Here is a 26,002-nt window from a genome sequence, read left to right as displayed (position 1 = left end):
TATCTAAGCGTCTTTGAATGGTTTTAAGACTACAGTGATATTTATCAGCCAGTTGCTTATAGGTCTGTTTTCCCTGAGTGTATTCCGTCCAAAGGGTCTGGTTATTGAGTCTTGTGCCACCTAAAAACTGCCGTCTGCAAGCGAGACATTGATACTGCTGTTTACCAAGCTTGCGTCCGTTCTTCTTGGTGTGTTTATCACGACAAAAAGGGCAGTTTTTTGATTCATGGCGTTGATTCCTTGCAAATATAGACAGTATATAGCGTTAGACCCTACGTCAGCATGAAAAATGTCCATTACACCGACTTTGATAATTATTAAAGGTTCAAGAGGGTGATGTTATATCTGACCAGCGCATCAATTTTACTTCATACTGAGCTAATAACTCTGCAAACTCGTCACTGATTAACCACTTATACTCAATCTCACGAGCCCCTTTGATGTCATCCTGCCAGCTATTACTTCTACTTTCAGGAACAGCAGGATGACACATAATCAGTGTAGGTGATACGTTAGCTGTATGACAGGGTGCAGCTTGCAGCCACTTTTTCCATAACATTGCTAATTGCTGACGATCAGCATCAAAACCATAAACCCCACCAAATTTATCATTGGTTATAATTCGATGATGCTGACAAGATTTTCGCCAAGCATAACCACCTAGTATATAAATGATCCAAGACTTTACGTCATTGATAAGCGGTGTAGTAACGCGTGCGCTCAGCATGCCTTTTGCTATCTTATCACTATAGCGGTTAGTGAGCTCTTTAATTAAACCCTCACGAATAACAGGAAACTGATGAATATGTTGATGTCCGTCAATAAATACAGGCGCACGATTAAAGCGTTCTTCAAATCCATCTAATTGTTGTTTAATAATATCGGTTACTTGCATGGGATTAAAACGACGCAAGTAGCTAGCGATAATGATTGATTTTAATGAACCACGCAGGGCGGAAGCAAATATACCCGTCAAATCTAAATGCAAGCCAATATCGACATTGAGTTGGTTCAGACGATTGATATCGCTATCCGTAATTGTACCGCCAACCATATAGCTGCTGGCACCAATACGTCCAAGTTCAGCAAGATGAATGACGGCATCGTTAACGGCAGTCGACAATCCTAAATCATCAACGTTAATAATCACAGGGCGGGCATGGTTAGATAGCGCAGCAGCTTGCTCTTTATAATGAGGATGGCTCATGATTTAAACGCCCAAAACTTGCCCAAGGCAAAGGTCATAACGGTAATAACGCCCGTGACCAGTAGCCATATCACTATATAATACTGCTCGCCAAACCAACGTAACCCTAAAACAAATAAGCCTTGATTGGCAATAAATCCTGCAGCAGAACTACTAAACCATTTTCCTAAAGCAGGAAGATGCTTTTTTTTATGAATATGATTATTGTTGTGCTGAATGCTCTTATCTGAATACTCTGATTGTTTAAAGGTAAGATAAAAATGCCCGAAAAAGCTGACCATAAAAGCAAGTAAAAAAGCGCCTACGTTTGCCCATGCTGGCGTGGCAGTCGTGAAATTAACAATACTGACCAATACTAAAAAATGCACCAAAGCCGCACTGGCACCAACGGCTAAAAACCAAAGGGCTTGCATAGCATTCGATTGCGTTTCTGCTGTGTTATTCATCAGCTGGTTTGTCCATTGCACTTTTGGCCGTCGCCTGTAGGTAATTATCAGCGTATTGATGAGTAGTATGCGCAGACTTGCTATTGATGACTTCATCGATTAAATACAGTGGTCGCTGCTTAACCTCTTCATAGAGTCTACCGACATATTCGCCAATCACGCCAATACAAACCAGTTGTATACCAGTAGAGAACATAATTCCTGCGGCAACCGTTGCCCAGCCTGCGACATCGCTACCAAATATTAAGGTATCTATCACGATATATAAGCCGTATAAAAAAGCCAATGCAGAGACTGCAAAACCTATGCGGGAAATCAGCCGCAGTGGTCGCTGAGAAAAGGAGGTAATACCTACAAGTGCCAATTCAAACAAGCTGCCATAGTTAAATTTACTTTCACCAGTATCGCGATTGGCAGCGGTAAAGGGCAAATAGACCGTATTAAAGCCAACCCAAGCATACAAGCCTTTCATAAAGCGTTGGCGCTCTGGTAATGAGCGTAAAGCATTTAGCACCTTGAGATTCATCACCCGAAAATCACCGGCATTAGGACGAATCTCGTAGCGCTGACTGTCTTGGATAAAATGATAAAAACTGCCTTTTAAAGTTTTTGCAAGTCGGCTTTCATGCGGGCGATTGGCTTGAATACCCGCGACCATATCAATATCCGATTGCTCAATCATCGTTAGCATTTGTGCTAATACTGCTAAGGGATGCTGTCCATCGGCGTCAATCATAGCAACCATCTCGCCTCGCGCAGCTGCTAGACCAGCACTGAGCGCAGGCTCTTTACCAAAATTACGCGATAAACGTATGAGCTCTAATTCTGTATTTGCTGGACGAGTAGGCATTAACTGTGTGACTACCTCGACTAAGTTATCGCGGCTACCATCATCAACAATAATAATCTCACAGTTTGCTATTCTTGCTGTTGAGCTCTCTAGATTTTGCTTGGCCGATGCTATATCTACTGGCGCGCGTAGTGTCTGCGTAAAGGCGAAGACCTCTGGCAAAAAGGCTTGTAAGGCTTCAGCATCATTATACGCAGGCATAATAATTGACAAATAAGGGCGAGATTGTGACAACTGTTCTAGCATAAACACTCAATTATTTTATTCATATAAATGGCTATTTACCAGCCGCTGATAAGCAAATGCTGATAGGCAAAGTTTTATTTAGAATGCTTAAAGCAGCGACTTGGGACATAAGCCACCCAGTTTATCAATAACGGTTTTTCTATCTTACCGTCACGCCAATCAATCTGCCATTGACCTTGCTGCTTAATTAAGGCATTAGCGTTGTTATGGCTATTCTCTACTTCAGTAGTGGCAATAGCATCAACATCATCAAGCAACGGCAGGACGATATCTTCTTCGCCCTCTTGCCACATGACTAACGTGCCATTTTCTTGTAGGCGCTGGGTGTTCATCCAGGGCGAGTGACTGGCAGGACCGGATATCATTTGTGAGGGAAAGCCGCTATTCATCGCCACTAATGCGCCAAGCCAGCGATCACCTGAAACGCTATCAAGTGTACAGCTACTCAATGATTGCCAAGTAGTCTGTGCTTGAACTGTCAATGCCTGCTCCGGCCACTGCATACGAGAAGGCTTATGACGAATCTTGTCGCCGAAGCCCACATATACTACCATTAGTACGGTAACAAGGGACAACCAAATAGTCAGAGCTTTTCGTAGCTTGATGGCGGTTAATAATTGAGTGGCAGGTGCTATCAAGGAGGCAGCGAGCAACCCTGACAGTGCCCACATTGGCATGCCCCACATATCACGCAAGCCCACCCCAAACACCAAGCTTAAAACAACCAATACCGCGATTGGTGATAACCACATATACCAAAGCAGTCCTGCGTCCTGCGGTAAGCTGTGCTTGTAGTCATCAGTCTTTAATAAACGCTTGCGATTAACAGCAAGCATAATTAGTAGCGGAATATGGGCGACAAGCTGAGCAATGATAAATCCTATCCAGCTAAAATGCCGCTTGATGTTATATGCCCCCGCAGCAACCTCTTGCGAGCGTCCACTGGCATAACTAAGCGGCAACCAATCGTGCGTTGCTAACCAATATAAATGCGGTGCGAAGATAGCCAACATAATAAAAGCCGCTATCCACGGTTTCGGTTGTTTTAATAATGGCCACTGTTTTGGCAGCATTAAATAGAATGCCATTGGTATCAGTAAGAATATCACGGTGTACTTGGTTAGCATGCCAAGTCCACCAATCACACCCAGTAATATCCAATCTCTGAGACGGTTTTGAGTCAAAGATTGATAAAACGCTAAGTACAACCCTGCCCAAATGGGAAACTGAGCGACGTTGTGATTAAACTCAAGGCTAGGGTAAGTGTAGTACAGAACCGCTAAAGTTAACGCGCTACCGATTAGAGCGGTGGTTGGTGACCAAATCTTCTTACCTAACTGATAAATTAGGACTGAGGTCAGTAAGACAGATAATTGGCTGAGTAAATAAGGGCCAACATGACCAAACAATTGATAAAAGCTGTATAATATCCATGACGATAATGGGGGATGTTTATAATAGCCCCATTGCCATTCGCTGCCCCAATTTATACCCTCGCTAACATCGAAGGGTACACTGCTGGCTAGAAAGCTTGGAGTGATAGACCAAACCAAAAAGTAAGCCATTAAAAACAACCCAAACCCGCGCCAAGATTTAGGTTTTTCAGGCTGTTGTTTAGAGAGAATATCCATGCCATTATTTATAGGCTGAGCATAAGAGGACGATTGTTCAGTAGGTGTCATAATACGAGCCTTATAATATACAACCAACTTAAAGTAAGTCTGGTCTATAAGTTTTTCCGTATTATAGAGACAATTGATAGATAGGCATAGTCGGGCACGATTTTTATCTGTCGTATTATGAATTTTTAGTTACTAAAAACCATTAACATATAATAATTTTTATTGTACTTGATTATTAGGATTTAATTATGAGTGATGAGATTATCAAAGTTTTTGTAGGATGCGATCCTAATAACTGTGATTTAGAGCAAATGATGGTTCTAGAGTATAGTATTCATAAACATACCAAATCGCCAGTTGAAATCATATGGATGCAGCTATCACGCAATCCAGATAGTTATTGGTATTCTAACCCTGAAATAGGAGAAGGTTGGAATACGGCTAAGTGGGCAACCCCTTTTTCAGGATTCCGTTGGGCAATTCCAGAATATTGTAACTATTCTGGCAGAGCAATTTATATGGACGCTGATGTGGTCATCTTGAGCGACTTGGCTCAACTATGGCAACATCCTATTGAAGGCCAAGCTATCGTAGCTGCGAAAACGAATGCTGATATGACGAGGTTATGTACCTGCCTATGGGATTGTACCAAAGCGAAAAGCAAGATACTGCCAATTGAGCAGCTTAGACAAGATGTTGATAGTCATCAAAAAATGATGGATCTAATTAAGTTTAACCCTCAACTCGTTGAACCTTATGAAGATAGCTATAATTGTATCGATGGTGAAGACTTGGCATTAGAACAGATTAAGATATTACATTATTCAGACATGGGCACGCAGTTTAGTCATAAATACGCGCTTGCAAGAGTCGAGGAGGAGGGGTTTAAACATTGGTTCGATGGTAAAATAATGCCACATCCAAGAACTGAGCTTAGTGAATTATTTGATAGTTATTATAATGAAGCACTTGCTGCTGGATATAAACTAGATGATTACCGCGTCTCGCCGTTTGGTCATTTTCCGAAAAAAACGCATAAGCGTTATAAGGGTAATAAAATAACCCGTCGAAAAGATGGTAAGTCATTTTTTTCGCGTTTATTTAACTTATAAACTGTCAATAATATTGAAATGCAGGTAGCATGCAACTTTATAAAAAACGATTGAGGATACTTGATGCGTGCTATGGCGTCACAAAAAGATAAGATTGTCCTATCTATCAACTCTCTACAAGGCGCGGGTGCCGAGCGATTTGTTTTAACAATAGGGGCAGCTTTTCATCAATTAGGCTTTGATGTTCATGTATTGCGATTTAATGCTAAAGTAGAGTTTACGTTAGATGAAAACTTAACTTATCATTTAATAGACTACGAGCGTTATCGTTGGTTACCAAAAGGTAAGATACGCTATTCAGTTATTGCCAAAAAAGTAGACAACTATATTCTTAAGAATATTGGTCAGCCTACTTTGCTTTTATCTAATCTGGAGCGTTCAGACAGTATTTTTTGTTATAGTAAGCTGCCAAATATTATTTATGTTATCCATAATACGTTATCGTTATATTATAAGTTTAATGAAACAGATAGTGATAATTTGAAGTTAACACTAAGAGATAGATATTCAAAACATCCTTGCGTGTGTGTAAGCGAGGGTGTTAAAGAAGATTTTGTAAGATATTTTGGTGAGAGTAACCCAGTAACTGCTATTCATAACCCAATTGATAGAGATGGTATTCAGAATTTAGCTGAAGCTTTTATTCCAGAGTATCAAGACTATATCATTCACGTTGGTAGCTTTAAGGAAGCAAAGCGCCACGATATTCTATTAAAAGCTTATGCGCAGACAGATCAGTCTTTGCCATTGTTATTAGCGGGTCAAGGTAAGCTTAAAGGTGAAATAGAACAATTAATTATAGATCTCGATTTGTCAGATAAAGTTGTTCTTCTCGGGTTTTGTGAAAATGTATTTCCTTATATTAAACATGCTAGATTTAAAGTATTAACCTCTAATTGGGAAGGGTTCGCTTTAGTTATTGCAGAATCTCTAGCGTTATCTACACCTGTAGTTAGTACCGATTGTCAATCTGGACCCAAAGAGTTACTACCAAAAAAGAATTTGATGCCAACAGATGATATCACCCTTATCAGTGAGAAGTTAAACCAAGCTATGAAAGACTCACAACAATTCTCTGCTCCTTTTAATGAAGCACTTCTACCTATTCCCATCGCTAGAAAATATTTAGCGTTTGCAGAAAGCTTTGCTAAACAAACATAGGCTAAGTAATGAGTATTTAACCGTGTTTAGGGTAAGCTCTTAACTCAAAAAAACTTACCCAACCTTTTCTGGTATTTTCAAAATTAGGATATACTCTAGACAATAGTTATTTATTTAATAAAATACCGATAGCTATAACAATTAACAATACGATACCGCCTATAAATCTATTACGCTGTCGTATTTTTTGCCGCTTAAGCTTGGTATGACCACGGCTGGCCTGATATTGCTCAATATAAATATCACCATCATAGTCTTTATCGAATATTTTTATATAACCGGGATTGAGTGCTTCTACGGTTAAGGTGTCGCCAAGCTTCTCCATAGCGACATCCAAACTGTCTTGATCTACTTGAGTTTGTTTGCCGTCTACTTGTTCGGTTATCCATTGTTCTACTAAAGCCATAGTATTGGCAGTATTGCTAAAAAACATAGTACTAGCCAGATAGTCGTGCGACATGCCCGGCAGTCCTTTAGTCTTATAAAATGCGACATCAGCATCAATAGTATTAAAATAATCTAAAGGTTTTTTGACCAGTGCATCGGCATCTAAATATAAAATATTTTTATTAGGGAATTTTTTTAGACATTCTAAAATGAAGTGTGGTTTGATACGAGTATTTGCCTCCCAGTAACCCGCATCTTCCACTTCTTTAAAGTAGTAATTGAGGTTAAATTCATCGAGCGATTGCTTTAGATTTAAAGCATGACTGCGATAACTGTCGGTATAAAAACAACATACGATAAAGCTATCCGGTGCACTGATTTTTTCAAAGAATAATGGAGTTGAAGCTGAAGTCATGGAAAGCTCTGTAAATTTAATAATAAAACACGAATGGTGAGATTTTCTGGCGCTATATTAGATAAGTATTTCAAATATATCCAGTAGTATTAGTAACTGATTTTAATCTAACCACCACTCAGAGTTTTTACTTTTATGTAAAGAGCGCATAGTAGAAAAAGCACTGTTGTTTTTTTGAAGCTTGTCAAAAACGGATAATAGCATTGTCGTCGCTAGCTTATCGGACCCATAAAAACTCTCATAACGCTTACGCATGTTTTTTAAAGTATCATCAGAGCCAATACGAAAATAAGTCAAGCCGTCGTATAAAGGAATGTCATTCCGATAAAATGCCTCAATATTGTCGTCGAGCAGGGGCAAAGATTCAGAATTAGCAGGTTGTAGCAAAAACTGTTTAGTTTCATAAATTCTTAAAGTATTCACAAGCGTAGTGATGTTCATCAAAATAGCAGCCCTGATGCTATCGGTTGAATGATCAACAAAGGTGTCACAGGCAGAAACAACCCAGCGTAAAGACAAATGCTCTAACAGATAGTCTGTTTCTGTATTCCATAACTGCTCAAACTCAGAAAAAATTTCTTTGGGCTTATAATTGCGACGTAGTAATACTACGAGTGTGGCATGATAAAAACAAAGCTCTGACTGCCCGATAAACTGATGTTTTAAATTCTCCAAATGAGCAGTTAAATCATTGGTTCGCGGTTTATGCGTTAAGGCTGAAGCATCGCACATAGCATCTGTGATTAGAGAGGCTTTCATCTCATCAAGGCTTTTATTCATAAAGGTTTTGACGATTTTTCCCGCATTTAATTGTTTTTCACTTTTAAACAGTAAAATCGCTTTTCTTCGCCATCCACTCGGTGCTGTCATTTAATACAAACCCTATTCGTAAATGTTTATATATTGATTGAAGCGTGTATCTGACCAAAATTTTCTATCCACTAATACATTTAAAAAATAGCAATTAATCTAGTGCACTAAATAGACCCTGAGAGACTGGTGAATGATTTACAACAGGCACGTTATTTTCTTTATAAATCTTACCTAGCAGGTTAAAAGACGGCACAATCCGATCAGTAATTGCCTTATCTAATTTACAAGGCGCGCTATCGCCTTTACTCTCATAAAATCGAGGTTGGTTATTATTCAATAAATCAATCCCATATAAGTGAATCGTGCCAGCGTGACGTGAATAAGCCAACTGGGCGGCGACGTAAGCTACTGTTCCTGCTTCTATAAACCCATATGTCATATCTAAAGATAGGCCGATAGGCGCAGGCTGATGCTGCGTATCTATAACAAAGTTAGGTTGATTGGCCAATAATGCTAGCGGTATCTTTTTATTATGTGAGAGTGGTTTTAATAGCAGCCTACCAAACCAAGACTTATTTGTTTTTACGCTCCAAGCTCGATCGGCAGGATAGATAATACGCATTGCATTATGGTATTTGCTTATCATGCTGGGGTGTGAGATTGCTAATGCCTCAAACACTGCTAGAGTTGCATACAAAGGCTGGCCTGTGTAGTACTTGTTTAAAATATCTGGTTGATGTTTGACGAAGCGCGCATCACTAATGACATAACCGACGACATTGGTAAAATTGTATTGAGCCATTAGGCTAATACTGCCATTCACAAAAATAGTCGCCGTATCTACTAAGTCCGCAAATGATAAATCTGTAATAGATGGACCAGAAGCAATGATATTGACTGCTTGCTGGTGAAGGTTTTGCTCGGCTTCTCTTGCATCAAAAGCAGAAATACCAACACTCTGATTGTCAATATTAAAAGTGGCGCTAGGAGGTAATTCCATGTTGGGTTCCAGATGTTTCTATGACTTAGTTACACCCAATACTCTTGCAACCAAGGGCTAGGCTTCACATGACGATACCATTTACCGCCGCCGCCTTTGATAGCGTCTGGTGGATTAATTTCACCATGAAAGATAACAATTTTTGCGCCTTCAGGTAACGTCGGTGCACGTACAAAATTCAAAGGAGTAGGCGCCATACACTGATATTTAAAACTGACACACCAGTTTTTATCCCAGTACTCTAAATGGTGATGCTCACGCAGATAGTTAGAAAGATAAGCCTGCTCATGACGAACCTGTGTACGAATGGTTTCAAAGTTGCGCTCAAAGTTTGCGAGCAAATTAGGATAGGAGCCCATACCGATATTAAAGCGATAAACCGAGCTATTGCCAATCATGCGCCATGGCTTTTTCCAGTCACGAATAATGACCACGCTGTCTTCATACTCAGCTCTATAAGTGAAAAAAGCATCAATATTATCGACGATAACGATATCGATGTCTAAGAATAAGGCGACACCTTTTAAATCATATAACTCTGGCTTAAAAGTGGTCAGTTTTTTCCAGCCACGTTCAGGGCCTGCTGGTAAATCCATTTCTGGAATCGGATAACAAGCAACTGCAGGGTCGATACCAGTACTATCATCGGTTAGGCAAACCATTTGAAAATCTAAGGTCAAATGACGACTGACCATATTATAAAGACGGTTGACGTATTCAGGACCATATTTATCGCCCCATTTCATACAAATAATATAACGCTGCTCGGCAGTGCTATGATCGGTTTGTAGTTGCTCGGTCGATGAAAGGCTGGTTACGTCAGTCGCCATAATGTACTCATATTAAAGTCAATGAAGATTTGTTCAGTCATTATTCAGTCAAAAAATATCCTAATAAATAACCGCTTGCTCATATTAGCATAGCTATCATTGACGATATCTCTAGATGCTTAACTGATTGTACGAATGTTGCTTATTAGAATTAAACTTTAGAATTATTAGACATTTGCTTATTATCATATAAGGCATGTTTTTGGATATTACCGTTGATAAAATCAGCCAAAGCTTTTTCGTCAGCCCTATAAGGGTTGTCTAATAAAGGGATTTGTTTAAAACGGCGATAACCCCACATATAATGACTGTAATGAGATTCAATCATATGCTGCATGGCAATATTGAGCGCATGAGCAGCGGTTTCAGTATTGCGGTCATAGAGCGCTGGATCGTCTAATTTATAACAATAAATGTCAAAACCCTGCCCGTCGTCGCGGCGAATACAAGATAAACCAACTAACGCACACTTGGTTTTACTTGCTAGCTTTGATGCTAACGTGCTGGTTAACGTTTCAATACCAAAAAACGGCACGATAACCCCGCCTGAAGGTTCGGGTACATGATCAGGCAACACAATACTAAAACCGCCTTGTTTTAAGGTTTTAAAGACCGCTTTGACACCACTACCATCGGTCGGAACCAGTGTGGCATTAAGACGCGAGCGACCTTGTAGAACAAAATCGTTGGTAAGCTTACCTTTAACAGGCTTATACATAATCGTTGGCGCGCCAAACTGATTGAGCCACGCGTTCATCATCTCCCACGTACCCAGATGCGGGACAATCGCCAGCATTCCATTAGGATTGGCAAGCCCTTCTAAGAAATACTCTTTATTATGCACGTCACGAATCTGGGCAATGCTCCATTGCGGTGGCATCGCCCAGCTTTTAATAGATTCGATACTGGTTAAACATTGATGATAAATAATCTCTTTGGTTAATGCGCGTTTTTGATGAGCAGATAACGACGGCGCAACCAGTGCCATATTAATACGCACAGTACGCATAATACTAGCATTTGGTAGGCGTAATATTATCCAGGCAACAAAACGTGCCAGCATCTGCAAAACAGACAGTGGCACGAATTTGAAGAAATGATATGGATTCATAACCATTCACATGGTGATGAATCACATAACGGGCAATATAAACAATATTTGCGCATGACTAAACCAATTATTGTGCAGGTTTATTGGTATCAGGCTGGGCCTTTTCGCGTACACGGATACCAAGTTCACGTAGCTGTTTGCTATCTACCGGAGCAGGCGCTTGCGTCAATGGGTCTTCAGCAGTTTTGGTTTTAGGGAAGGCGATCACGTCACGGATAGAGCTTGCGCCGACCATTAGCATAATGAGGCGATCCAAACCAAATGCTAAACCACCATGCGGAGGCGCACCGAATTTTAGAGCATCAAGTAAGAAGCTAAATTTCTCTTCGGCCTCAGCCTCATCGATACCTAGCGCTTCAAATACCGCTTTTTGCATCTCAAGGGTATTGATACGTAAGCTACCACCGCCGATTTCAGTACCATTTAACACCATATCATAAGCGATAGAAAGCGCTGATTCAGGATTGGTTTTTAATTCTTCAACTGAGCCTTTTGGCTTAGTAAACGGATGGTGCATTGACGTCCAGCGGCCATCATCCGTTTCTTCAAACATTGGGAAGTCAGTCACCCAAAGAGGCGCCCATTCACAGGTCAGCATCTCTAAGTCTAGACCAATTTTTTGACGTAGTGCGCCGATGGCATCGTTGACGATACTGGCTTTATCAGCACCGAAGAAGATAATATCATTACTCTCGGCACCCGTACGCTCAATCAAGCTCGCTAGGATGTCATCGGTCATGTTTTTAATGATAGGCGACTGTAGACCAGATTCTTTATCCACGCCGTTGTTGATGTTACTGGCGTCGTTGACTTTAATATAAGCCAAACCACGTGCACCATAAATGCTCACAAACTTGGTATAAGCATCGATTTGCTTACGGCTGAGCGCAGCGCCACCAGGAATACGTAGAGCAGCAACGCGGCCCTTAGGATCGTTGGCAGGACCGGCAAAGACTTTAAAATCAACGTCTTTCATTAAATCAGCAACGTCGACCAATTTTAATGGAATACGTAGGTCAGGCTTGTCTGAGGCATAGTCACGCATCGCTTCAGCGTAAGTCATACGCGGGAAGTCTTCAAACTCCACATTCATCATGGTTTTAAATAGATGCTTAATCAAACCTTCGTTGATATTCATGATTTCTTCTTCATTTAAGAAAGAAGTCTCAATATCGACTTGGGTAAATTCTGGCTGACGGTCAGCACGTAAGTCTTCGTCACGGAAACACTTAGCGATTTGATAATAACGATCAAATCCTGACACCATCAATAACTGTTTAAATAGCTGTGGTGACTGCGGCAAAGCAAAGAAGTTACCCGGGCGAGTGCGTGAAGGCACTAGATAATCCCGTGCGCCTTCTGGTGTGGCACGAGTCAAGATAGGGGTTTCAACGTCTAAGAAACCATGGTCATCTAGATAACGACGAATGGCTGAGGTGGCTTTAGCACGGAAAACCATACGCTCTTGCATTTGCGGACGACGCATATCAAGGTAGCGATATTTTAAACGCAGATCTTCTGATACCGTGGTTTTCTCATCATTTAATGGGAAAGGCGGGGTTTCAGATTTTGCCAATACTTCAATCTCTTTACCCAATAGCTCAATCTGACCACTGGTCATATTAGCGTTTTCAGTGCCTTCGTAACGACGGCGAACGCGACCGGTAATTTTTAAAACATATTCAGGACGTACCGCATCAGCAGTCGCGAATGCTTCTGGCGTATCAGGGTCAACGACAACTTGTAAGATGCCTGCGCGGTCACGCATGTCTAAGAAAATCACACCACCGTGATCGCGACGACGATGTACCCAGCCTACGATGCTAATGGTTTGCTCAAGTAAGCTTTCGGTTACAGCGCCGCAATATTCGTCTCGGTATTCGCTATGCGTCATAGTGCTTTGCGTCATAATATAATTATCCAGTTGTCAGCCCAATTCGAAATACAATAATGCAGCCGCTAGCGTGTAATATAAGCGCCGTGCCTTTGAGTATTTAGCCAAAAAAGCACGAATAACGCGATATAAGACAAATGGTCATCACGTTGGCTGCAGAAAATTTGATGTAAACGCATATTATGCCTAATCTGCCTTTGTTATACAACCTGTGGCTTCCAATCAGTAGTGTTCAAACGAAGGGTAGGGACGTATCAGTAGAGGTGGTATTTATGCAGTAGTATTTGTCTTAGGTTAAATATTGTCATTTTGCTTGAAAATGCTAGTCACTGTGCGCATATCAAGCTAACTTATTAAACCGTATTAAAACCCCTTCAATTATCTATTAAAATTATTTATTTCAACTATCAAGGAATCCTGCTCATGCTTTTTCATCCTTCTAAAAATCCTGTTGAGCTAAGAGTTATCCATCTCAATAAAAGCCAAGAGCAACGTCGTGAAGATCTGATGGAGGCAACGCAAGGTAAAGCGGCGCTTAAACAACTTAAAAAAACCATGGCGAAAAAAGCCAAGCAAGCATTAAAAGTAAAAAATAAGAGTAAAAACAAAAAGAATAATAGCGATGAGAAGCAGCAAGTTTTTGTGCTTGATTTTGATGGTGATATCAAAGCCACAGCGGTGAAGCATTTACGCGAAGAAATCAGCACACTCATCAGTACCGCTAATAAAGGCGATGAAGTCGTCGTACGCTTAGAGTCGGGCGGCGGTTTGGTTCATGGTTATGGCTTGGCAGCGGCACAATTAGCACGTTTAAAAGACGCCGGTCTAAAGCTTACCGTCTGTGTCGATAAAGTCGCGGCCAGTGGCGGTTATATGATGGCTTGTGTCGCCGACAATATCGTTGCCGCACCCTTTGCGATAATTGGTTCAATCGGTGTGGTCTCGCAATTACCAAACTTCCATAAATGGCTCAAAAATCATGACGTTGATTACGAGATGTTCACCGCAGGCGACTATAAGCGCACCGTGACCGTGTTTGGTGAAAATGACGCCGAAGACCGCGCTAAATATCAAGAAGAGCTGGAGCAGACGCACGAGTTATTCAAGCACTTCGTTAATACTTATCGTCCAACACTGGATGTCGCTAAAGTTGCCACTGGTGAGCATTGGTATGGGGAAGATGCGCTAAAACTTAACTTAATTGATAGCTTGCAAACCTCAGACAGCTACATTTTAGAGCGTATGGAAAATAATGAAGTGTATGCGCTGCATTCACGTCAAAAGCCCACGCTTGCCGAAAAATTGGGTTTATCACAAGCTGCAGAAGCCACACTCAGCATGGCGATTGATAAGCTACCAGATGCATTGGCACGTTTTGATTTAGACTCTCGCTTGAATATCCTAAAATAAGTTTAAATATCATTAGGTTGCTTGATAGTTAGCGTTTTAACATTCCAATACTGAATCGTGCATTGTTTGTATTTTGTAAAAGGCGTGTCCTAGCGGGTCGCGCCTTTTTTGCTGTTTAATCGCAAATGCTGTGTTATAAATGGGGCAGATAAAACAGAGTATACGTACGTACACTATAAAATCTCATTAATCTTTTTATGCAATCTCAACACATAGAATTTTGATGTGAATTTCATAAAAGCCATTAATCATCAGTAAAGAAAAGGATGTCAACTATGTCTACCGACACATTAATGTTTACCGCCAGCGAACATGGTCAAGCCATGCATGCCAAAGTCAAAGAGTTTATCGAAACCCAAATCGAGCCAATAGAAGCACAGTTTTGGGCGGACTGTCATGCGCAAAACCCTGATGGTAATTGGAAAAATTGGCGCTGGCCAGAAAAGTACGAGAGCCTACGTAAACAAGCGCGTGAAGCGGGTTTATGGAATTTATTTTTACCTGATGATAAGCTTGGGGCTGGGCTGTCGGTTACTGATTATGCACCGATTGCCGAGCTCACCGGTCGCAGTTTGCTCGCGCCTTATGTCTTTAATTGTAATGCCCCTGATAGCGGAAATATGGAGCTGTTATGGCGTTATGGTTCACAGGAGCAGCAAGATAAATGGCTAACGCCGATATTAGAAGGTAAAACGCGTTCGGTATTTTGTATGACTGAGCCTGATGTGGCGTCAAGTGATGCAACCAATATGCAAGCGACTGCTGTCGTCGATGGCGATGAGATTGTTATCGATGGTAGCAAGTGGTGGTCATCGGGTCTTGGCGACCCTGCCGTCGATGTTTTGATTGTCATGGCTTATACTCCTGATGAGGATAAAGACCGTCACCATCAGCATTCGATGGTCTTGGTGCCAGCAAACACCGCAGGCGTTAACATCGAACGTATGTTAAAGGTATTTGGTGATTACGATGCGCCGCACGGTCATGGCGAAGTCCGCTTTAATAATGTGCGTGTGCCAGTCGATAACTTTATCGGTGGACCTGGTATGGGCTTTGAGATTGCGCAAGGTCGCCTAGGACCAGGTCGTATTCACCATTGCATGCGCTGTATTGGTGCTGCCGAAAAGTCTCTTGAGCTCGCGGTTAAGCGCGGTATGCAGCGTACCGCGTTTGGTAAGCCTCTGCTACAATTAGGCGGTAACTTTGAGCGTATCGCTGACGCCCGTATCAAAATTGACCAAGCGCGTTTATTGACACTATACGCGGCGCAAAAAATGGACGCGAAGGGGACCAAAGCGGCATTGACTGAAATCTCTGCCATTAAAGTCGTTGCACCGACTGTCTTGCAAGAAGTGGTTGATATGGCGATTCAAATTCACGGTGGCATGGGTGTTTGTCAAGATACGATGTTGCCTGCTTTCTTTGCACAAGCTCGCGCACTACGTTTAGCCGATGGTCCTGATGAAGTACATAAAACCATGATTGCCAAATTAGAATTAAAACGCCAAGGTTTTAGCCGCTCGTCTAAACCTCCTAAATCTTAAAAAGTCGGCTACATTGTCATTTAAATTATATGACCAAAAATTCACTATCGATGATTTGATAGTGAATTTTTAACTCTTAAGCTTTTATAAACAACAAATAACTGGTAAAAAATAAACGACCACACGATAAGGAATGTCTTATGGCAACTGAACATCATGCCAACCATACTGATGCTGACAATCAAACCGTTAATAAAGTTTTAGATAAAGGCGGCGAAGTGCGCGAGGGCGAAGAGCTTGACGCCAAAGCGGTCAGCGACTGGCTACGCGAGCAAGGCGTTGATATAAAAGGCGAGCCAACGGTGACACAATTCTCAGGTGGCGCTTCAAACTGGACTTACCGGCTGCAATATGAAGGCGAAGGTGACGGCCAAGATTTGATTTTACGCCGTCCGCCAAAAGGCACCAAAGCCAAATCGGCACATGATATGGTGCGCGAATATACCGTGCAAAAAGCTTTAAAAGATGCTTATCCCTATGTACCAAAAATGGTCGCGCTGTGTACTGATGAAGACGTTATTGGCGCAGACTTTTATGTCATGGAGCGAATGGAAGGTATCATTCCGCGGGCTAATTTGCCAAAAGGCGTCGATTTAAACGAAGCGCAAACACGCGAGTTATGTACCAATGTCATCGACGCTTTGATTGAGTTGCATGAAGTCGATTATACCAAGCACCCTGATTTGGTAAATCTTGGTCGCGGCGAAGGTTATTGTGAGCGTCAAGTGACGGGCTGGGATAAGCGTTATGTCAAAGCCAAAACGCCCAATGTGCCAAGCTTTGCTTTGGTAAGACAATGGCTTGGCAAGCACACGCCTGCCGATAGTAAAACTTGTGTTATCCATAATGATTGGCGCTTTGATAATGTGATTTTGGCGGCTGATGATCCGACCAAGGTCATCGGTGTGCTCGATTGGGAAATGGCTACCTTAGGCGACCCTTTGATGGATTTGGGTAGCGCTTTAGCGTATTGGATTGAAGAAGATGACAACATCATCATGCAGCAATCTCGCCGTCAGCCAACGCATTTAAAAGGCATGATGACCCGTGATGAAGTGGTAACCTATTATCTTAAAAAGACGGGCCTTAAGATAGACAACTGGACGTTTTATGAAGTGTTTGGACTATTTCGCCTAGCCGGTATCGTGCAGCAGATTTATTATCGTTATTATAATAAACAAACCAGCAATCCAGCTTTTAAGAACTTTTGGATTATCGTCCATGTCTTACATGCTAAATGTCTCAAGCTGATTGCTCAGTATGAAGGCGAGGCTTTATTTATAAGCCACGTGCAACCGCATCTGCAAGATATAGGCGTCGATGCGGCGATGGTCGAGCAACTACCAAGTCCGATTCAAACGGTTATCAAGGGCATTTTACCAAAAAGCTATTTTGGACAAAGTAATTCTAAAGCTAAAGAATAAACGCTTTAAACGCATAGTAAATGCACAAATTTATAGCCGTTGATTCAATCTAAAAAATTTAAAAAAGTACGATTAATAAGGCAATGTTTTATGACAACCATACTTTTAGCGCGTCATGGTCAAGCGTCATTTGGGCAAGAAGATTACGACCAGCTCTCAGAGCTTGGTAGTATGCAGGCGCAAATGCTGGGTCAGCATTATGCAACGACCCAGCGCCGAATCGATGCGATTTTTAGCGGTAGTTTGGTTAGGCAGCAAGATTCTGCGCGCCATTTTTGGCAAAGTTATCAGTCATCTTTTGGCGAGAGTAACGAAAAACCAAGCGTAACTGCCATCAATCTAGATGAGCCTGATAGCTATGTACTGCCGCAGTTTGATGAGTTTAATCATAAAGATGTACTGATAAAATCTAATCCTGCTTTTGCTAGCCGTGTGGGAATTGCTGCTGAGATTGCTAAAGCAGAGGTGCCAGTCACACGGCTGGCAGAGTTGTTTGACGACGCGATGCAGCGTTGGCATGCGGGCGAAAACGACAGTGATTATATCGAAAGCTGGCTACAGTTTAATGAGCGCGCCAAGCAAGCGCTTGAGCAAGTACGTCAACAAGTTGCCAATTTGCAGTTAGGCGTTGACAGTACGGTTTTGGTGTTTACCTCGGGTGGTATTATCGCTGCGATCACTGCGCAGTTATTACAGCAGGGCAGCTCAACAGCCTATCAAATCAATAAAAGTTTGGTCAACACTGGCGTGACATCGCTGACGCTTAAAAATGAACGGAGTCGCCTGTTGTCTTTGAACGAATACAGTCATTTATTTGCTGAGGGCAAACGCTTTGTGACTTGGCGCTAAAAAACAAAGATCAAAGTCTTAAAGCCAGTTAATTAAAAACATCGTGAAGCGGTTACTGTAACTAGGTAGCCGTTTTTTATGGTTTTAAAATCAATCATTACAGGGTGAAAGTAGTTTGATTCTATGCTGCTTTAGGTTGCTTGCGTGTTTGCTTTAGGCTATAACTGCTAAACTTACTCTGTAGATTTACGTTACGATAGACAGTCGACGTCATTTATATGAATACCAATAGGATGGTTTATGAAAAATAAATTAATAAACTTAGTGACCAGTAGCGCTAACCACCATAAAAATCAGTTATTTAGTGCCATTCAGCCAGCGCGTTATCTGAAAGGTTTAAATAAGCAACAGGTTGGCCGCGGTAAAACGGTTTTAATCACTGGCGCAAGCTCAGGGTTAGGCGAGGGTATGGCAAGACTCTTTGCAAAACTTGGTTATAATCTTGCCATTTGCGCCCGCCGTACTGATCGTTTAGAAAATTTAAAAACCGAGCTATCGGCGCAGTATCCTGATATCCGTATTGAATACCGTGTCTTGGATGTCAGTGATTACGATGCGATATTCGAGGTGTTTGATGGGTTCGCAGCGGATTTTGGTCATATTGATCGCGTGGTGGTCAATGCCGGCGTCGGTGATAGCCGCCGGATTGGCAAAGGGCGCTTTGATACCAATCGCAAAACCGTCGAGATTAACTTCATCTCAGCGCTTGCCCAATGTGAAGCGGCGATGAATATTTTCCGAGCTCAAAATAGCGGTCATCTGGTGGTGATATCTAGTATGTCAGCGATGCGCGGCTTGCCTAAGCATTTGACCGCTTATGGCGCAAGTAAAGCGGGTTTAGCACATCTTGCAGAAGGTATCCGTGCCGATATGCAATTGACCAAATTGCCGATTAAGGTATCGACCATTTATCCAGGTTATGTGCGCACCGAAATCAATGAAAATGCCAAACCTTTACCGTTTGAAGTAGATGCAGAAACAGGCACCAAAGCGATCGTTGCTGCGATTGAGGCAGAAGTAGACGAAGCTTGCGTGCCAAGCCTGCCATGGTCGATTGTCGGTCAAGCGATGAAGCATTTGCCATTACAAGTGGTTAATAGAGTCAGCTGATAGCGGTTGTGTTGTTATTAATTTTAACCCCAGTTCGGGATAAGGGCTCAAAAAAAGATAAAAAAAGAAGTCCAAAGTTGCTAAAGTAAGTTTACCAAGACCACTTAAGCAAAAAGGACTTCTTACATGGACAACCTAACCGAACTATACTGCCATATTGACGACTTTTATCAGCAATTCAAACCTGAGTTTGAGGCTCACTTAATCGCAACGGGCCGTCAACGGCTAAGAGCATGCAAGATAAGTGTATCAGAGATGATGACCATCTTGGTACTGTTTCATCAACTGCGGTATCGACAGTTTAAGTCTTTTTACTACCATCACATGCTTGGCATGATGAAGCGGGAGTTTCCAAACTTGCCCTGTTATTCACGGTTTATAGAGCTGATACCACGCAGTATCATGCCATTATGTGCCTACTTGCAAAGCATGATGGGCGACTGTACGGGTATCAGCTATATTGATTCAACCAAGATAGCAGTTTGTCATAACAAGCGTATCTACCGTCATAAAGTCTTTGAAAGAATGGCAACCCGAGGCAAAAGCAGCATGGGCTGGTTCTATGGCTTTAAGCTGCACGCCATTATCAATCATAAGGGCGAGCTTTTATCTGTTAAAGTCACTGCGGGTAATATCGATGACAGAGTGCCTGTTAAGGATATGGCAACGTCTGTGTTTGGCAAGGTGTTTGGGGATAGAGGATACATCAGTAAAGCACTAAACGCGTGGCTCACAAAACACACTGATACTACGTTGATAACTAAACTTCGGCGTAATATGAAACCCCAATTGCTTGAGCCTATAGATGAGGCACTACTCAATCATCGCTCTTTGGTTGAAACGGTGTTTGGAGAGCTTAAAAACTTGTGCCAAATCGAACACTCACGCCATCGTAGTGTCACGGGGTTTATCACAAACTTACTGTCAGGTTTGATTGCTTATTGCTGGTTTCCCTATAAACCCACCATCAAAAACATGCCTCAGCAGGGACAGGTAGCCACATTGTAAATAGTATCAATGAGTTACAATGTGGCTTATCCCGAACTGGGGTTAATTTTAAAACTAATCAAGAAAAATTAACGCAACAAAAAGCCCGCTACATTGTATATAGTGGGCTTTTATTTTTTGAAACTTATAAGTCTTAACTACTGAGAGTCTTAACGACTATAAGGTTTGCGGATTATCTGACATGTGTTTTTCACGCAATTTTTGGCGCAGTACTTTACCAACGTTACTCTTTGGTAGCTCAGTAACAAACTCGATATAACGCGGACATTTATAGCCGGTTAAATTGTCTAGAGCAAATTCTTTAATCGAGTTTTTGGTCACGTTATTGTCGGCAGGGATGACGTAGATTTTGACCGCTTCTCCTTGACGCTCATCAGGAATACCGATCACCGCGCAATCAAGAATGCCTTCACAATCAAGCATCACGGATTCTACTTCGTTAGGAAAGACGTTAAAGCCTGAGACCAAAATCATGTCTTTCTTACGGTCTAATAATCTAAAGTAGCCTTTTTCATCCATACTGACGATATCGCCCGTGCGAAAGTAACCATCTTCAGTAAAGTCTTCGCTACTGTCTCTATTCAGATAACCTGAGGTGACGTTAGGACCTTTAACACACATCTCACCAGCTTCATTGACACCGACGCGCTTGCCGTCTTCATCTATGATGATGACATCAACGCTCGGGACTGGGACGCCAATAGTGCCGTTAAACTTACGGTCGGTAACAACGTTGGCAGTGCCGACAGCCACACCCTCAGTCATACCCCAGCCTTCAATCATGGCGCAACCAGTGGTTTCAAGCCAGCGCGCTGCCGTCTGTTCGGTCGCTGCCATACCGCCTGCTTGCGAGATACGTAGCGAGCTAAAATCAAGGTCTTTAAAGTTTGGATTATCAAGCAAGCCTTTAAACAAAGTATTAACTGCTGGGGAAATATGGAACGGTTGTTTAGATAAGGTTTTGATAAATCCAGGTATGTCGCGTGGATTGGGTATCAGGATAAAGGTATAGCCTGAACGCATACCGAGTGAGCTTAGCATAAAGGCAAAAATATGATACAGCGGTAGGGCCATGACCATATTGATATAAACTTCATTAATCTCTGACGTGATAGGGCGCGTCCATGCTTCTGATTGCATGGCTCCTGCGACGATATTACGTTGAGATAAAATCGCACCTTTAGAGAGTCCGGTCGTACCACAGGTATATTGTAAAAATGCTTTTTGATCCAAAGTCATTTTTGGCTTTTGGAAGGGTAGGTTTTTGCCTTTTTTGAGCACATCGGGAAACTTTGTGACTTCATGCTTAGGGTCGTTTAGCTTGTATTTGGGCACCAAACGTTTGACTTGACAGATAATGGTATTTACTAAAATACCTTTGAGGCCCATCATATCGCCCATTTTTGATAAGACGATACGCTTAATTTGCGTCTCATCAATCACTTGCTCGAGCGCTTGAGCGAAATTATCCACCACAAAGATAACCTTTGCATCTGAGTCATTTAACTGATGGCGCAGTTCACGGCCAGTGTAAAGAGGGTTAACGGGCGTACAGACGTAACCTGCGCGCAAAATACCAATCATGGTTGGCAAGTATTGCGGCACGTTTGGCATCATCAGCGCAACCACGCTGCCTTGAGGCAGTCCTTGTGCTTGTAGCCAAGCGGCGACGGCAAGAGAAGCCTTATCAATGTCATCATAGGTATGAGTCACGCCCATACAGATACTCATAGGATGCAGACGAAAGCGATCAAAACACTCTTCATACAGCTCCACGATGCTGCCATATCTATCTGGATCGATCGTTTTCGGCACACTCTTAGGTATATTGGGCAAGCCAAGGTTTATTCAACGTCATAGTCAGCGTCCTGGAATTTCAATTAAGTTTCTATCGTTAAGCAGTCGTATCCGTGTCAATAAAAAATCAGCGCTGACGTAAAGCAATGGCCGCTGAGTTTGATAACATCCTTATCTATTGACGGACTACTAAGTTTCTTTGCAACTAAAATATAATGTATCGACGATATAATGATACATTTAAGCAACACATTAGCATGAATCTAAGTAAAGGCAATATTAGCATGCGAGTACTGCCCAGTACACATTAAAAGTTTATAAATAAATGCTTCTATAGGAAAAAAAAGACCATCAATGAGGTGGTAGTGAAACATGCTGATATTTGGATAAAAATTTAAGATGGTCTTTGGATAAATACGATATATAACTTAAAAACCGTTTAAGTCGTGCCTAAAAATATCACTGCAAAGGAATAGCGATAGGTTAAAGAGTAGTGCGTTTTTACTTAAACTTTAAACGAGACTGAATCGGCACTATGTGCGGTTATTGTTCGGTTATTGCTTGATTAATGGTTTCGCTTAATTTTTGCGGTACACGAATAGGGCGCATGGGTGCGCTATTATTGCTTGCAGAGTCTGGCGTGACTTGGTTTTGCACGCAAGCGATGACAATTTTAGCGCGACTTAATAAAGTAGTGTTTGAAAAGGCAGTACTTTTCTGAGGAATATCATTGTCATTCGGCGCTAAGCGATGGATACTTTGATAAAATATAATGCTGGCAGGTTTTAGCTCAACCTTATCAATGCGTACGTTGATGACCTCATCTAATAAAATGGCTTTTTTATACTGCAAATCTGCTTGGCTAACGACAAAATGCTGAATCTCACCATCATCGGTCTGCAAAAAATAGCCATTTAAACCAAGCTTGGTGAACCAGTCGCGGCGGCAGTTTTCAAAAAACACCAGATGATTGGCATGGTAGACGATGCCGCCAGCATCAGTATGGTTAATATAGACATTGTAATCAGTAGCAAATAGCGGGGTGCTTGCGTGCATCGATTGTGCAGCGGTATTTTTATTCATGGTTGTCATCAGGTTACTCAGTAAATTTGCGCCATTAATAGCATGTAGAGTTTAAGAGGTTGATATATAAGGTTATAAAAATAAAAAATAAGAAATAACAATGCTTAGATTGTTACTCATGACAGCTACTCTATCGTAAGAGATAAAGGCGCGCAACAGCTAGCTGTGGCGATGTCTGTTATGATAAGCCTTTATTTATCATCTCTTGCTGCTTGCTTTATTTTATAAAAATACTTGTTATAGAAAGATTTTATTTCAATTCATAATGATAGGATAGTTTATGACCCGTTTTGTTTGTTTTAATATCAATGGTATTCGCGCTCGTCAACATCAGTTAGAAGCGATAAAAGAGATTATCGACCCTGATGTGATCGGTCTGCAAGAAACCAAAGTACACGACGAGCAGTTTCCGCTCGCAGATGTGGAAGGTTTGGGCTATCACGTCGAGTATTTTGGTCAAAAAGCGCATTACGGCGTCGCATTATTATCTAAAATTGCCCCTATTTTTGTGCAAAAAGGTTTTCCGGGAGAAGATGAAGAGGCACAGAAGCGCTTTATCCATGCCCGCTATGTATTCGACGGTCGCGAAGTGGATGTGCTTAACGGTTATTTTCCGCAAGGCGAGAGCCAAGACCATCCGACTAAGTTTCCTATGAAGCGTGCCTATTATGCGGATTTGATAACCTATATTGATACACTAAAGGCAGAAGGGCGCTCGCTGGTTATCATGGGTGATATGAACATTGCCCCAGAAGATATCGATGTTGGTATCGGCGAGGCCAATGCCAAGCGCTGGCTTAAAAATAGAAAAACCTCGTTTTTACCTGAAGAGCGCGAATGGTATGGTAACTTGATGGCGCGAGAGCTGACCGATACTTATCGTCTGCATTATCCAGACAGCACCGAATTATATAGCTGGTTTGATTATCGCAGTCGCGGTTTCAATGATGATCCTAAGCGCGGGCTGCGTATAGATCATATTTTATGTACGGCAGATTTGATCGACCATTGTGTCGATGCTGGTATCAGCTATGAGCTACGCGGCATGGAAAAACCGTCTGACCACGCGCCAATTTGGGCAGCGTTTGATTTAAATAAAGTATAATAACTGGCTTTGAACCATAGACTTTTAATATCAGATTTTTAGCATTCGTTTTTAAGAACTAAAAACGAATAACTAGAATTTTATAAAGATAATTTATAACCAATAATACATCAGCATTGATGAATAAGGATTGAATGATGGCTGTCGGCAACGTTGCAGTACCTAATACGATTTATCCTATTGATGGGATTAAACTAAGCGCCACCGCTGCAGGCGTACGCTACAAAGACCGCGATGATTTGGTGGTGATAGAGATTGCTGATAGCGCCAACACTGCGGTTGTGACTACTAAAAATACCTTTTGTGCCGCACCGGTACGTGTTTTACGTGAACACTTTGCTAAAGCCAGCCCGCGTTATTTAATCACCAATACCGGCAACGCCAATGCCGGTACGGGCGCTGATGGTAAACGCCGCGCGGTTGATATCTGTAGCGCCCTAGCTGCTAAAGCGGGCGTGGATGTCAGTACTGTTTTGCCATTTTCGACAGGCGTGATAGGCGAGCCACTAAACAGTGATGCTGTTATCGCAGGCTTAGACAATGCCTTAGCCAATTTGGCCGCCGATAATTGGCTGGCCGCGGCCAATGGTATTCGTACGACGGATACGATTCCAAAGCTTGCCAGTGAAAAGGTTGATGTCGATGCTATCAGCTATCATATTACGGGCATGTCAAAAGGCTCGGGAATGATACGCCCCAATATGGCGACCATGCTTGGCTATGTGGCCACTGATGCCAATATCGCCGCTGACTTATTGCAAGAAATGCTGAGCAAAATTAATGAGCAATCCTTTAACCGCATTACTGTCGATGGTGATACCTCAACCAACGATTGCTGCGTCTTGATTGCAACCGGAACAGCGAGCTCGGAGATTATTGATAGCCCAGAGCATCCGCATTATCAGCCGATATTTGACGCCTTAACAGCAGTGTTTGTGCGCTTGGCACAATTGATTGTACGAGATGGGGAAGGCGCGACCAAGTTTATGACGGTAAAAGTCACGGGTGGCAATACTACGCAAGAATGCTGCGATGTGGCGTATGCGGTCGCCCATTCACCACTGGTCAAAACGGCGTTTTTTGCCAGTGATGCCAACTGGGGACGTATCTTAGCAGCGGTTGGTTATGCAGGTATCGACGACCTTGATACCGAGCAAGTCGATGTCTATTTAGATGAAGTGATGATTTGTCAAAATGGCGGTGTGGCGCCAAGTTATACGGAAGCGGCGGGCAAAGAAGTCATGAGCCAGCCTGAGATTACCATTCATATTAATTTGGCCCGCGGTGATGCCGAGGATACCGTTTATACCTGCGATTTGTCTTATGATTACGTTAAGATAAATGCGGACTATCGCAGTTAAAAGTTATCTATCATTTTATAAAAACGCTCAAAGCCATCCATTATAATGTTAGCTTTGAGCGTTTTTTTATGTTCAATATTTTTGTATTAAATACGGTCTAATTTAAACCGTTTATTAACAGCAGTTGCAAAAGCTGACGTTACTTTACAAAGCAGTTATAGAGGCTAGGCATCGGTGCGACCTATACTGATTGCAGTAAACAATAGACGGTACTATT

Annotated in this window: 21 protein-coding genes and 1 pseudogene; 10 read left to right on the top strand and 12 right to left on the bottom strand. The window is 42.0% G+C overall.

Going from position 1 to position 26,002, the window contains the following annotated elements:
* Positions 1–325: 325 nt before the first annotated feature.
* The 4 genes from RAH45_RS07615 to RAH45_RS07600 all read right to left on the bottom strand — a co-directional run bounded on the left by RAH45_RS07615 (position 326) and on the right by RAH45_RS07600 (position 4,431).
* On the bottom strand, positions 326–1,207 hold the full coding sequence (locus RAH45_RS07615) for a ChbG/HpnK family deacetylase (protein WP_068408727.1): 882 nt from the start codon (positions 1,205–1,207) through the stop codon (positions 326–328).
* A complete protein-coding gene (locus RAH45_RS07610) occupies positions 1,204–1,653 on the bottom strand; it encodes a GtrA family protein (RefSeq protein ID WP_068408729.1) in 450 nt (149 codons plus the stop codon). The genes RAH45_RS07615 and RAH45_RS07610 overlap by 4 nt, the downstream gene beginning before the upstream one ends.
* Complete coding sequence (locus tag RAH45_RS07605; protein ID WP_305935563.1) at positions 1,646–2,749, bottom strand: glycosyltransferase family 2 protein; 1,104 nt, start codon at positions 2,747–2,749, stop codon at positions 1,646–1,648. Before RAH45_RS07605 ends, RAH45_RS07610 begins: the two co-directional genes overlap by 8 nt.
* 74 nt (positions 2,750–2,823) lie before the next feature.
* Positions 2,824–4,431 carry a glycosyltransferase family 39 protein gene (locus RAH45_RS07600; RefSeq protein WP_306495101.1) on the bottom strand — a complete coding sequence of 536 codons (1,608 nt, stop codon included), beginning with the start codon at positions 4,429–4,431 and terminating at the stop codon, positions 2,824–2,826.
* 188 nt (positions 4,432–4,619) lie between these two features.
* On the opposite strand from RAH45_RS07600, the gene RAH45_RS07595 reads away from it, so the two are divergent.
* Complete coding sequence (locus RAH45_RS07595) at positions 4,620–5,483, top strand: glycosyltransferase (RefSeq protein ID WP_286797720.1); 864 nt, start codon at positions 4,620–4,622, stop codon at positions 5,481–5,483.
* A 63-nt stretch (positions 5,484–5,546) separates the two neighbouring features.
* Positions 5,547–6,644 carry a glycosyltransferase gene (locus RAH45_RS07590; RefSeq protein WP_223808507.1) on the top strand — a complete coding sequence of 366 codons (1,098 nt, stop codon included), beginning with the start codon at positions 5,547–5,549 and terminating at the stop codon, positions 6,642–6,644.
* Positions 6,645–6,750: 106 nt separating this feature from the next.
* On the opposite strand, the gene RAH45_RS07585 is transcribed toward RAH45_RS07590, so the two are convergent.
* The 6 genes from RAH45_RS07585 to aspS form a co-directional block, all read right to left on the bottom strand.
* Positions 6,751–7,446, bottom strand: coding sequence for a putative nucleotide-diphospho-sugar transferase (locus tag RAH45_RS07585; protein ID WP_144296933.1), 696 nt, complete (start codon positions 7,444–7,446; stop codon positions 6,751–6,753).
* Positions 7,447–7,548: 102 nt separating this feature from the next.
* Entirely contained in the window at positions 7,549–8,316 is a 768-nt protein-coding gene (locus RAH45_RS07580; RefSeq protein ID WP_144296934.1) for a hypothetical protein, read from the bottom strand.
* Positions 8,317–8,410: 94 nt separating this feature from the next.
* Entirely contained in the window at positions 8,411–9,259 is an 849-nt protein-coding gene (locus RAH45_RS07575; protein WP_144296935.1) for a WaaZ-like lipopolysaccharide core biosynthesis protein, read from the bottom strand.
* 29 nt (positions 9,260–9,288) lie between these two features.
* Positions 9,289–10,089, bottom strand: coding sequence for a glycosyltransferase (locus RAH45_RS07570; protein ID WP_193030146.1), 801 nt, complete (start codon positions 10,087–10,089; stop codon positions 9,289–9,291).
* A gap of 151 nt (positions 10,090–10,240) precedes the next feature.
* The gene (locus RAH45_RS07565; protein WP_193030144.1) at positions 10,241–11,200 is read right to left on the bottom strand and encodes a lysophospholipid acyltransferase family protein; all 960 of its coding nucleotides are present in this window, start codon (positions 11,198–11,200) and stop codon (positions 10,241–10,243) included.
* Positions 11,201–11,267: 67 nt separating this feature from the next.
* On the bottom strand, positions 11,268–13,094 hold the full coding sequence (aspS, locus tag RAH45_RS07560) for an aspartate--tRNA ligase (protein WP_193030208.1): 1,827 nt from the start codon (positions 13,092–13,094) through the stop codon (positions 11,268–11,270).
* A 423-nt stretch (positions 13,095–13,517) separates the two neighbouring features.
* Here aspS and sohB point away from each other — a divergent pair, with 423 nt between their 5' ends.
* The 6 genes from sohB to RAH45_RS07530 all read left to right on the top strand — a co-directional run bounded on the left by sohB (position 13,518) and on the right by RAH45_RS07530 (position 20,439).
* Entirely contained in the window at positions 13,518–14,504 is a 987-nt protein-coding gene (gene sohB / locus RAH45_RS07555; protein ID WP_193030142.1) for a protease SohB, read from the top strand.
* A gap of 293 nt (positions 14,505–14,797) precedes the next feature.
* Positions 14,798–16,048, top strand: a complete 1,251-nt coding sequence (locus RAH45_RS07550) for an acyl-CoA dehydrogenase family protein (protein WP_180952554.1) — start codon at positions 14,798–14,800, stop codon at positions 16,046–16,048.
* 140 nt (positions 16,049–16,188) lie between these two features.
* Positions 16,189–17,472 (top strand): phosphotransferase family protein, encoded by a 1,284-nt coding sequence (locus RAH45_RS07545; RefSeq protein ID WP_068408749.1) that lies wholly within the window; start codon positions 16,189–16,191, stop codon positions 17,470–17,472.
* A gap of 90 nt (positions 17,473–17,562) precedes the next feature.
* Positions 17,563–18,321: a histidine phosphatase family protein gene (locus RAH45_RS07540; RefSeq protein WP_068408751.1), complete on the top strand. Its 759-nt coding sequence runs from the start codon at positions 17,563–17,565 to the stop codon at positions 18,319–18,321.
* A 408-nt stretch (positions 18,322–18,729) separates the two neighbouring features.
* Positions 18,730–19,431, top strand: a complete 702-nt coding sequence (locus tag RAH45_RS07535) for an SDR family oxidoreductase (protein WP_306495928.1) — start codon at positions 18,730–18,732, stop codon at positions 19,429–19,431.
* A 126-nt stretch (positions 19,432–19,557) separates the two neighbouring features.
* Positions 19,558–20,439: an IS982 family transposase gene (locus tag RAH45_RS07530; protein ID WP_306495100.1), complete on the top strand. Its 882-nt coding sequence runs from the start codon at positions 19,558–19,560 to the stop codon at positions 20,437–20,439.
* 156 nt (positions 20,440–20,595) lie between these two features.
* Here RAH45_RS07530 and RAH45_RS07525 read toward each other — a convergent pair.
* Both RAH45_RS07525 and RAH45_RS07520 read right to left on the bottom strand, forming a co-directional pair.
* A pseudogene (locus RAH45_RS07525) lies at positions 20,596–22,297 on the bottom strand (AMP-binding protein).
* Positions 22,298–22,779: 482 nt separating this feature from the next.
* A complete protein-coding gene (locus RAH45_RS07520; protein ID WP_145989763.1) occupies positions 22,780–23,328 on the bottom strand; it encodes a hotdog family protein in 549 nt (182 codons plus the stop codon).
* A gap of 271 nt (positions 23,329–23,599) precedes the next feature.
* On the opposite strand from RAH45_RS07520, the gene xthA reads away from it, so the two are divergent.
* Both xthA and argJ read left to right on the top strand, forming a co-directional pair.
* The gene (gene xthA / locus RAH45_RS07515; protein WP_102076264.1) at positions 23,600–24,424 is read left to right on the top strand and encodes an exodeoxyribonuclease III; all 825 of its coding nucleotides are present in this window, start codon (positions 23,600–23,602) and stop codon (positions 24,422–24,424) included.
* 137 nt (positions 24,425–24,561) lie between these two features.
* Positions 24,562–25,785, top strand: a complete 1,224-nt coding sequence (gene argJ, locus RAH45_RS07510; RefSeq protein WP_102076263.1) for a bifunctional glutamate N-acetyltransferase/amino-acid acetyltransferase ArgJ — start codon at positions 24,562–24,564, stop codon at positions 25,783–25,785.
* Positions 25,786–26,002: the final 217 nt, after the last annotated feature.

This window comes from Psychrobacter sp. van23A, from assembly GCF_030845275.1.
Taxonomy (GTDB): Bacteria; Pseudomonadota; Gammaproteobacteria; order Pseudomonadales; family Moraxellaceae; genus Psychrobacter; species Psychrobacter faecalis.
Note: the sequence above shows the minus strand (reverse complement) of the source record. Positions and strands in the feature narration are given on the sequence as shown.

Excerpts from the sequence above, each read along its gene's own strand:
- RAH45_RS07610 (WP_068408729.1), bottom strand. The coding sequence starts at position 1,653 with ATGAATAACACAGCAGAAACGCAATCGAATGCTATGCAAGCCCTTTGG.
- RAH45_RS07530 (WP_306495100.1), top strand. The coding sequence starts at position 19,558 with ATGGACAACCTAACCGAACTATACTGCCATATTGACGACTTTTATCAG.
- RAH45_RS07595 (WP_286797720.1), top strand. The coding sequence starts at position 4,620 with ATGAGTGATGAGATTATCAAAGTTTTTGTAGGATGCGATCCTAATAAC.
- RAH45_RS07520 (WP_145989763.1), bottom strand. The coding sequence starts at position 23,328 with ATGACAACCATGAATAAAAATACCGCTGCACAATCGATGCACGCAAGC.
- RAH45_RS07570 (WP_193030146.1), bottom strand. The coding sequence starts at position 10,089 with ATGGCGACTGACGTAACCAGCCTTTCATCGACCGAGCAACTACAAACC.
- RAH45_RS07585 (WP_144296933.1), bottom strand. The coding sequence starts at position 7,446 with ATGACTTCAGCTTCAACTCCATTATTCTTTGAAAAAATCAGTGCACCG.
- RAH45_RS07605 (WP_305935563.1), bottom strand. The coding sequence starts at position 2,749 with ATGCTAGAACAGTTGTCACAATCTCGCCCTTATTTGTCAATTATTATG.
- RAH45_RS07580 (WP_144296934.1), bottom strand. The coding sequence starts at position 8,316 with ATGACAGCACCGAGTGGATGGCGAAGAAAAGCGATTTTACTGTTTAAA.
- argJ (WP_102076263.1), top strand. The coding sequence starts at position 24,562 with ATGGCTGTCGGCAACGTTGCAGTACCTAATACGATTTATCCTATTGAT.
- RAH45_RS07545 (WP_068408749.1), top strand. The coding sequence starts at position 16,189 with ATGGCAACTGAACATCATGCCAACCATACTGATGCTGACAATCAAACC.
- sohB (WP_193030142.1), top strand. The coding sequence starts at position 13,518 with ATGCTTTTTCATCCTTCTAAAAATCCTGTTGAGCTAAGAGTTATCCAT.
- xthA (WP_102076264.1), top strand. The coding sequence starts at position 23,600 with ATGACCCGTTTTGTTTGTTTTAATATCAATGGTATTCGCGCTCGTCAA.
- RAH45_RS07535 (WP_306495928.1), top strand. The coding sequence starts at position 18,730 with ATGGCAAGACTCTTTGCAAAACTTGGTTATAATCTTGCCATTTGCGCC.
- RAH45_RS07565 (WP_193030144.1), bottom strand. The coding sequence starts at position 11,200 with ATGAATCCATATCATTTCTTCAAATTCGTGCCACTGTCTGTTTTGCAG.
- RAH45_RS07615 (WP_068408727.1), bottom strand. The coding sequence starts at position 1,207 with ATGAGCCATCCTCATTATAAAGAGCAAGCTGCTGCGCTATCTAACCAT.
- RAH45_RS07590 (WP_223808507.1), top strand. The coding sequence starts at position 5,547 with ATGCGTGCTATGGCGTCACAAAAAGATAAGATTGTCCTATCTATCAAC.
- RAH45_RS07540 (WP_068408751.1), top strand. The coding sequence starts at position 17,563 with ATGACAACCATACTTTTAGCGCGTCATGGTCAAGCGTCATTTGGGCAA.
- aspS (WP_193030208.1), bottom strand. The coding sequence starts at position 13,094 with ATGACGCATAGCGAATACCGAGACGAATATTGCGGCGCTGTAACCGAA.
- RAH45_RS07600 (WP_306495101.1), bottom strand. The coding sequence starts at position 4,431 with ATGACACCTACTGAACAATCGTCCTCTTATGCTCAGCCTATAAATAAT.
- RAH45_RS07575 (WP_144296935.1), bottom strand. The coding sequence starts at position 9,259 with ATGGAATTACCTCCTAGCGCCACTTTTAATATTGACAATCAGAGTGTT.
- RAH45_RS07550 (WP_180952554.1), top strand. The coding sequence starts at position 14,798 with ATGTTTACCGCCAGCGAACATGGTCAAGCCATGCATGCCAAAGTCAAA.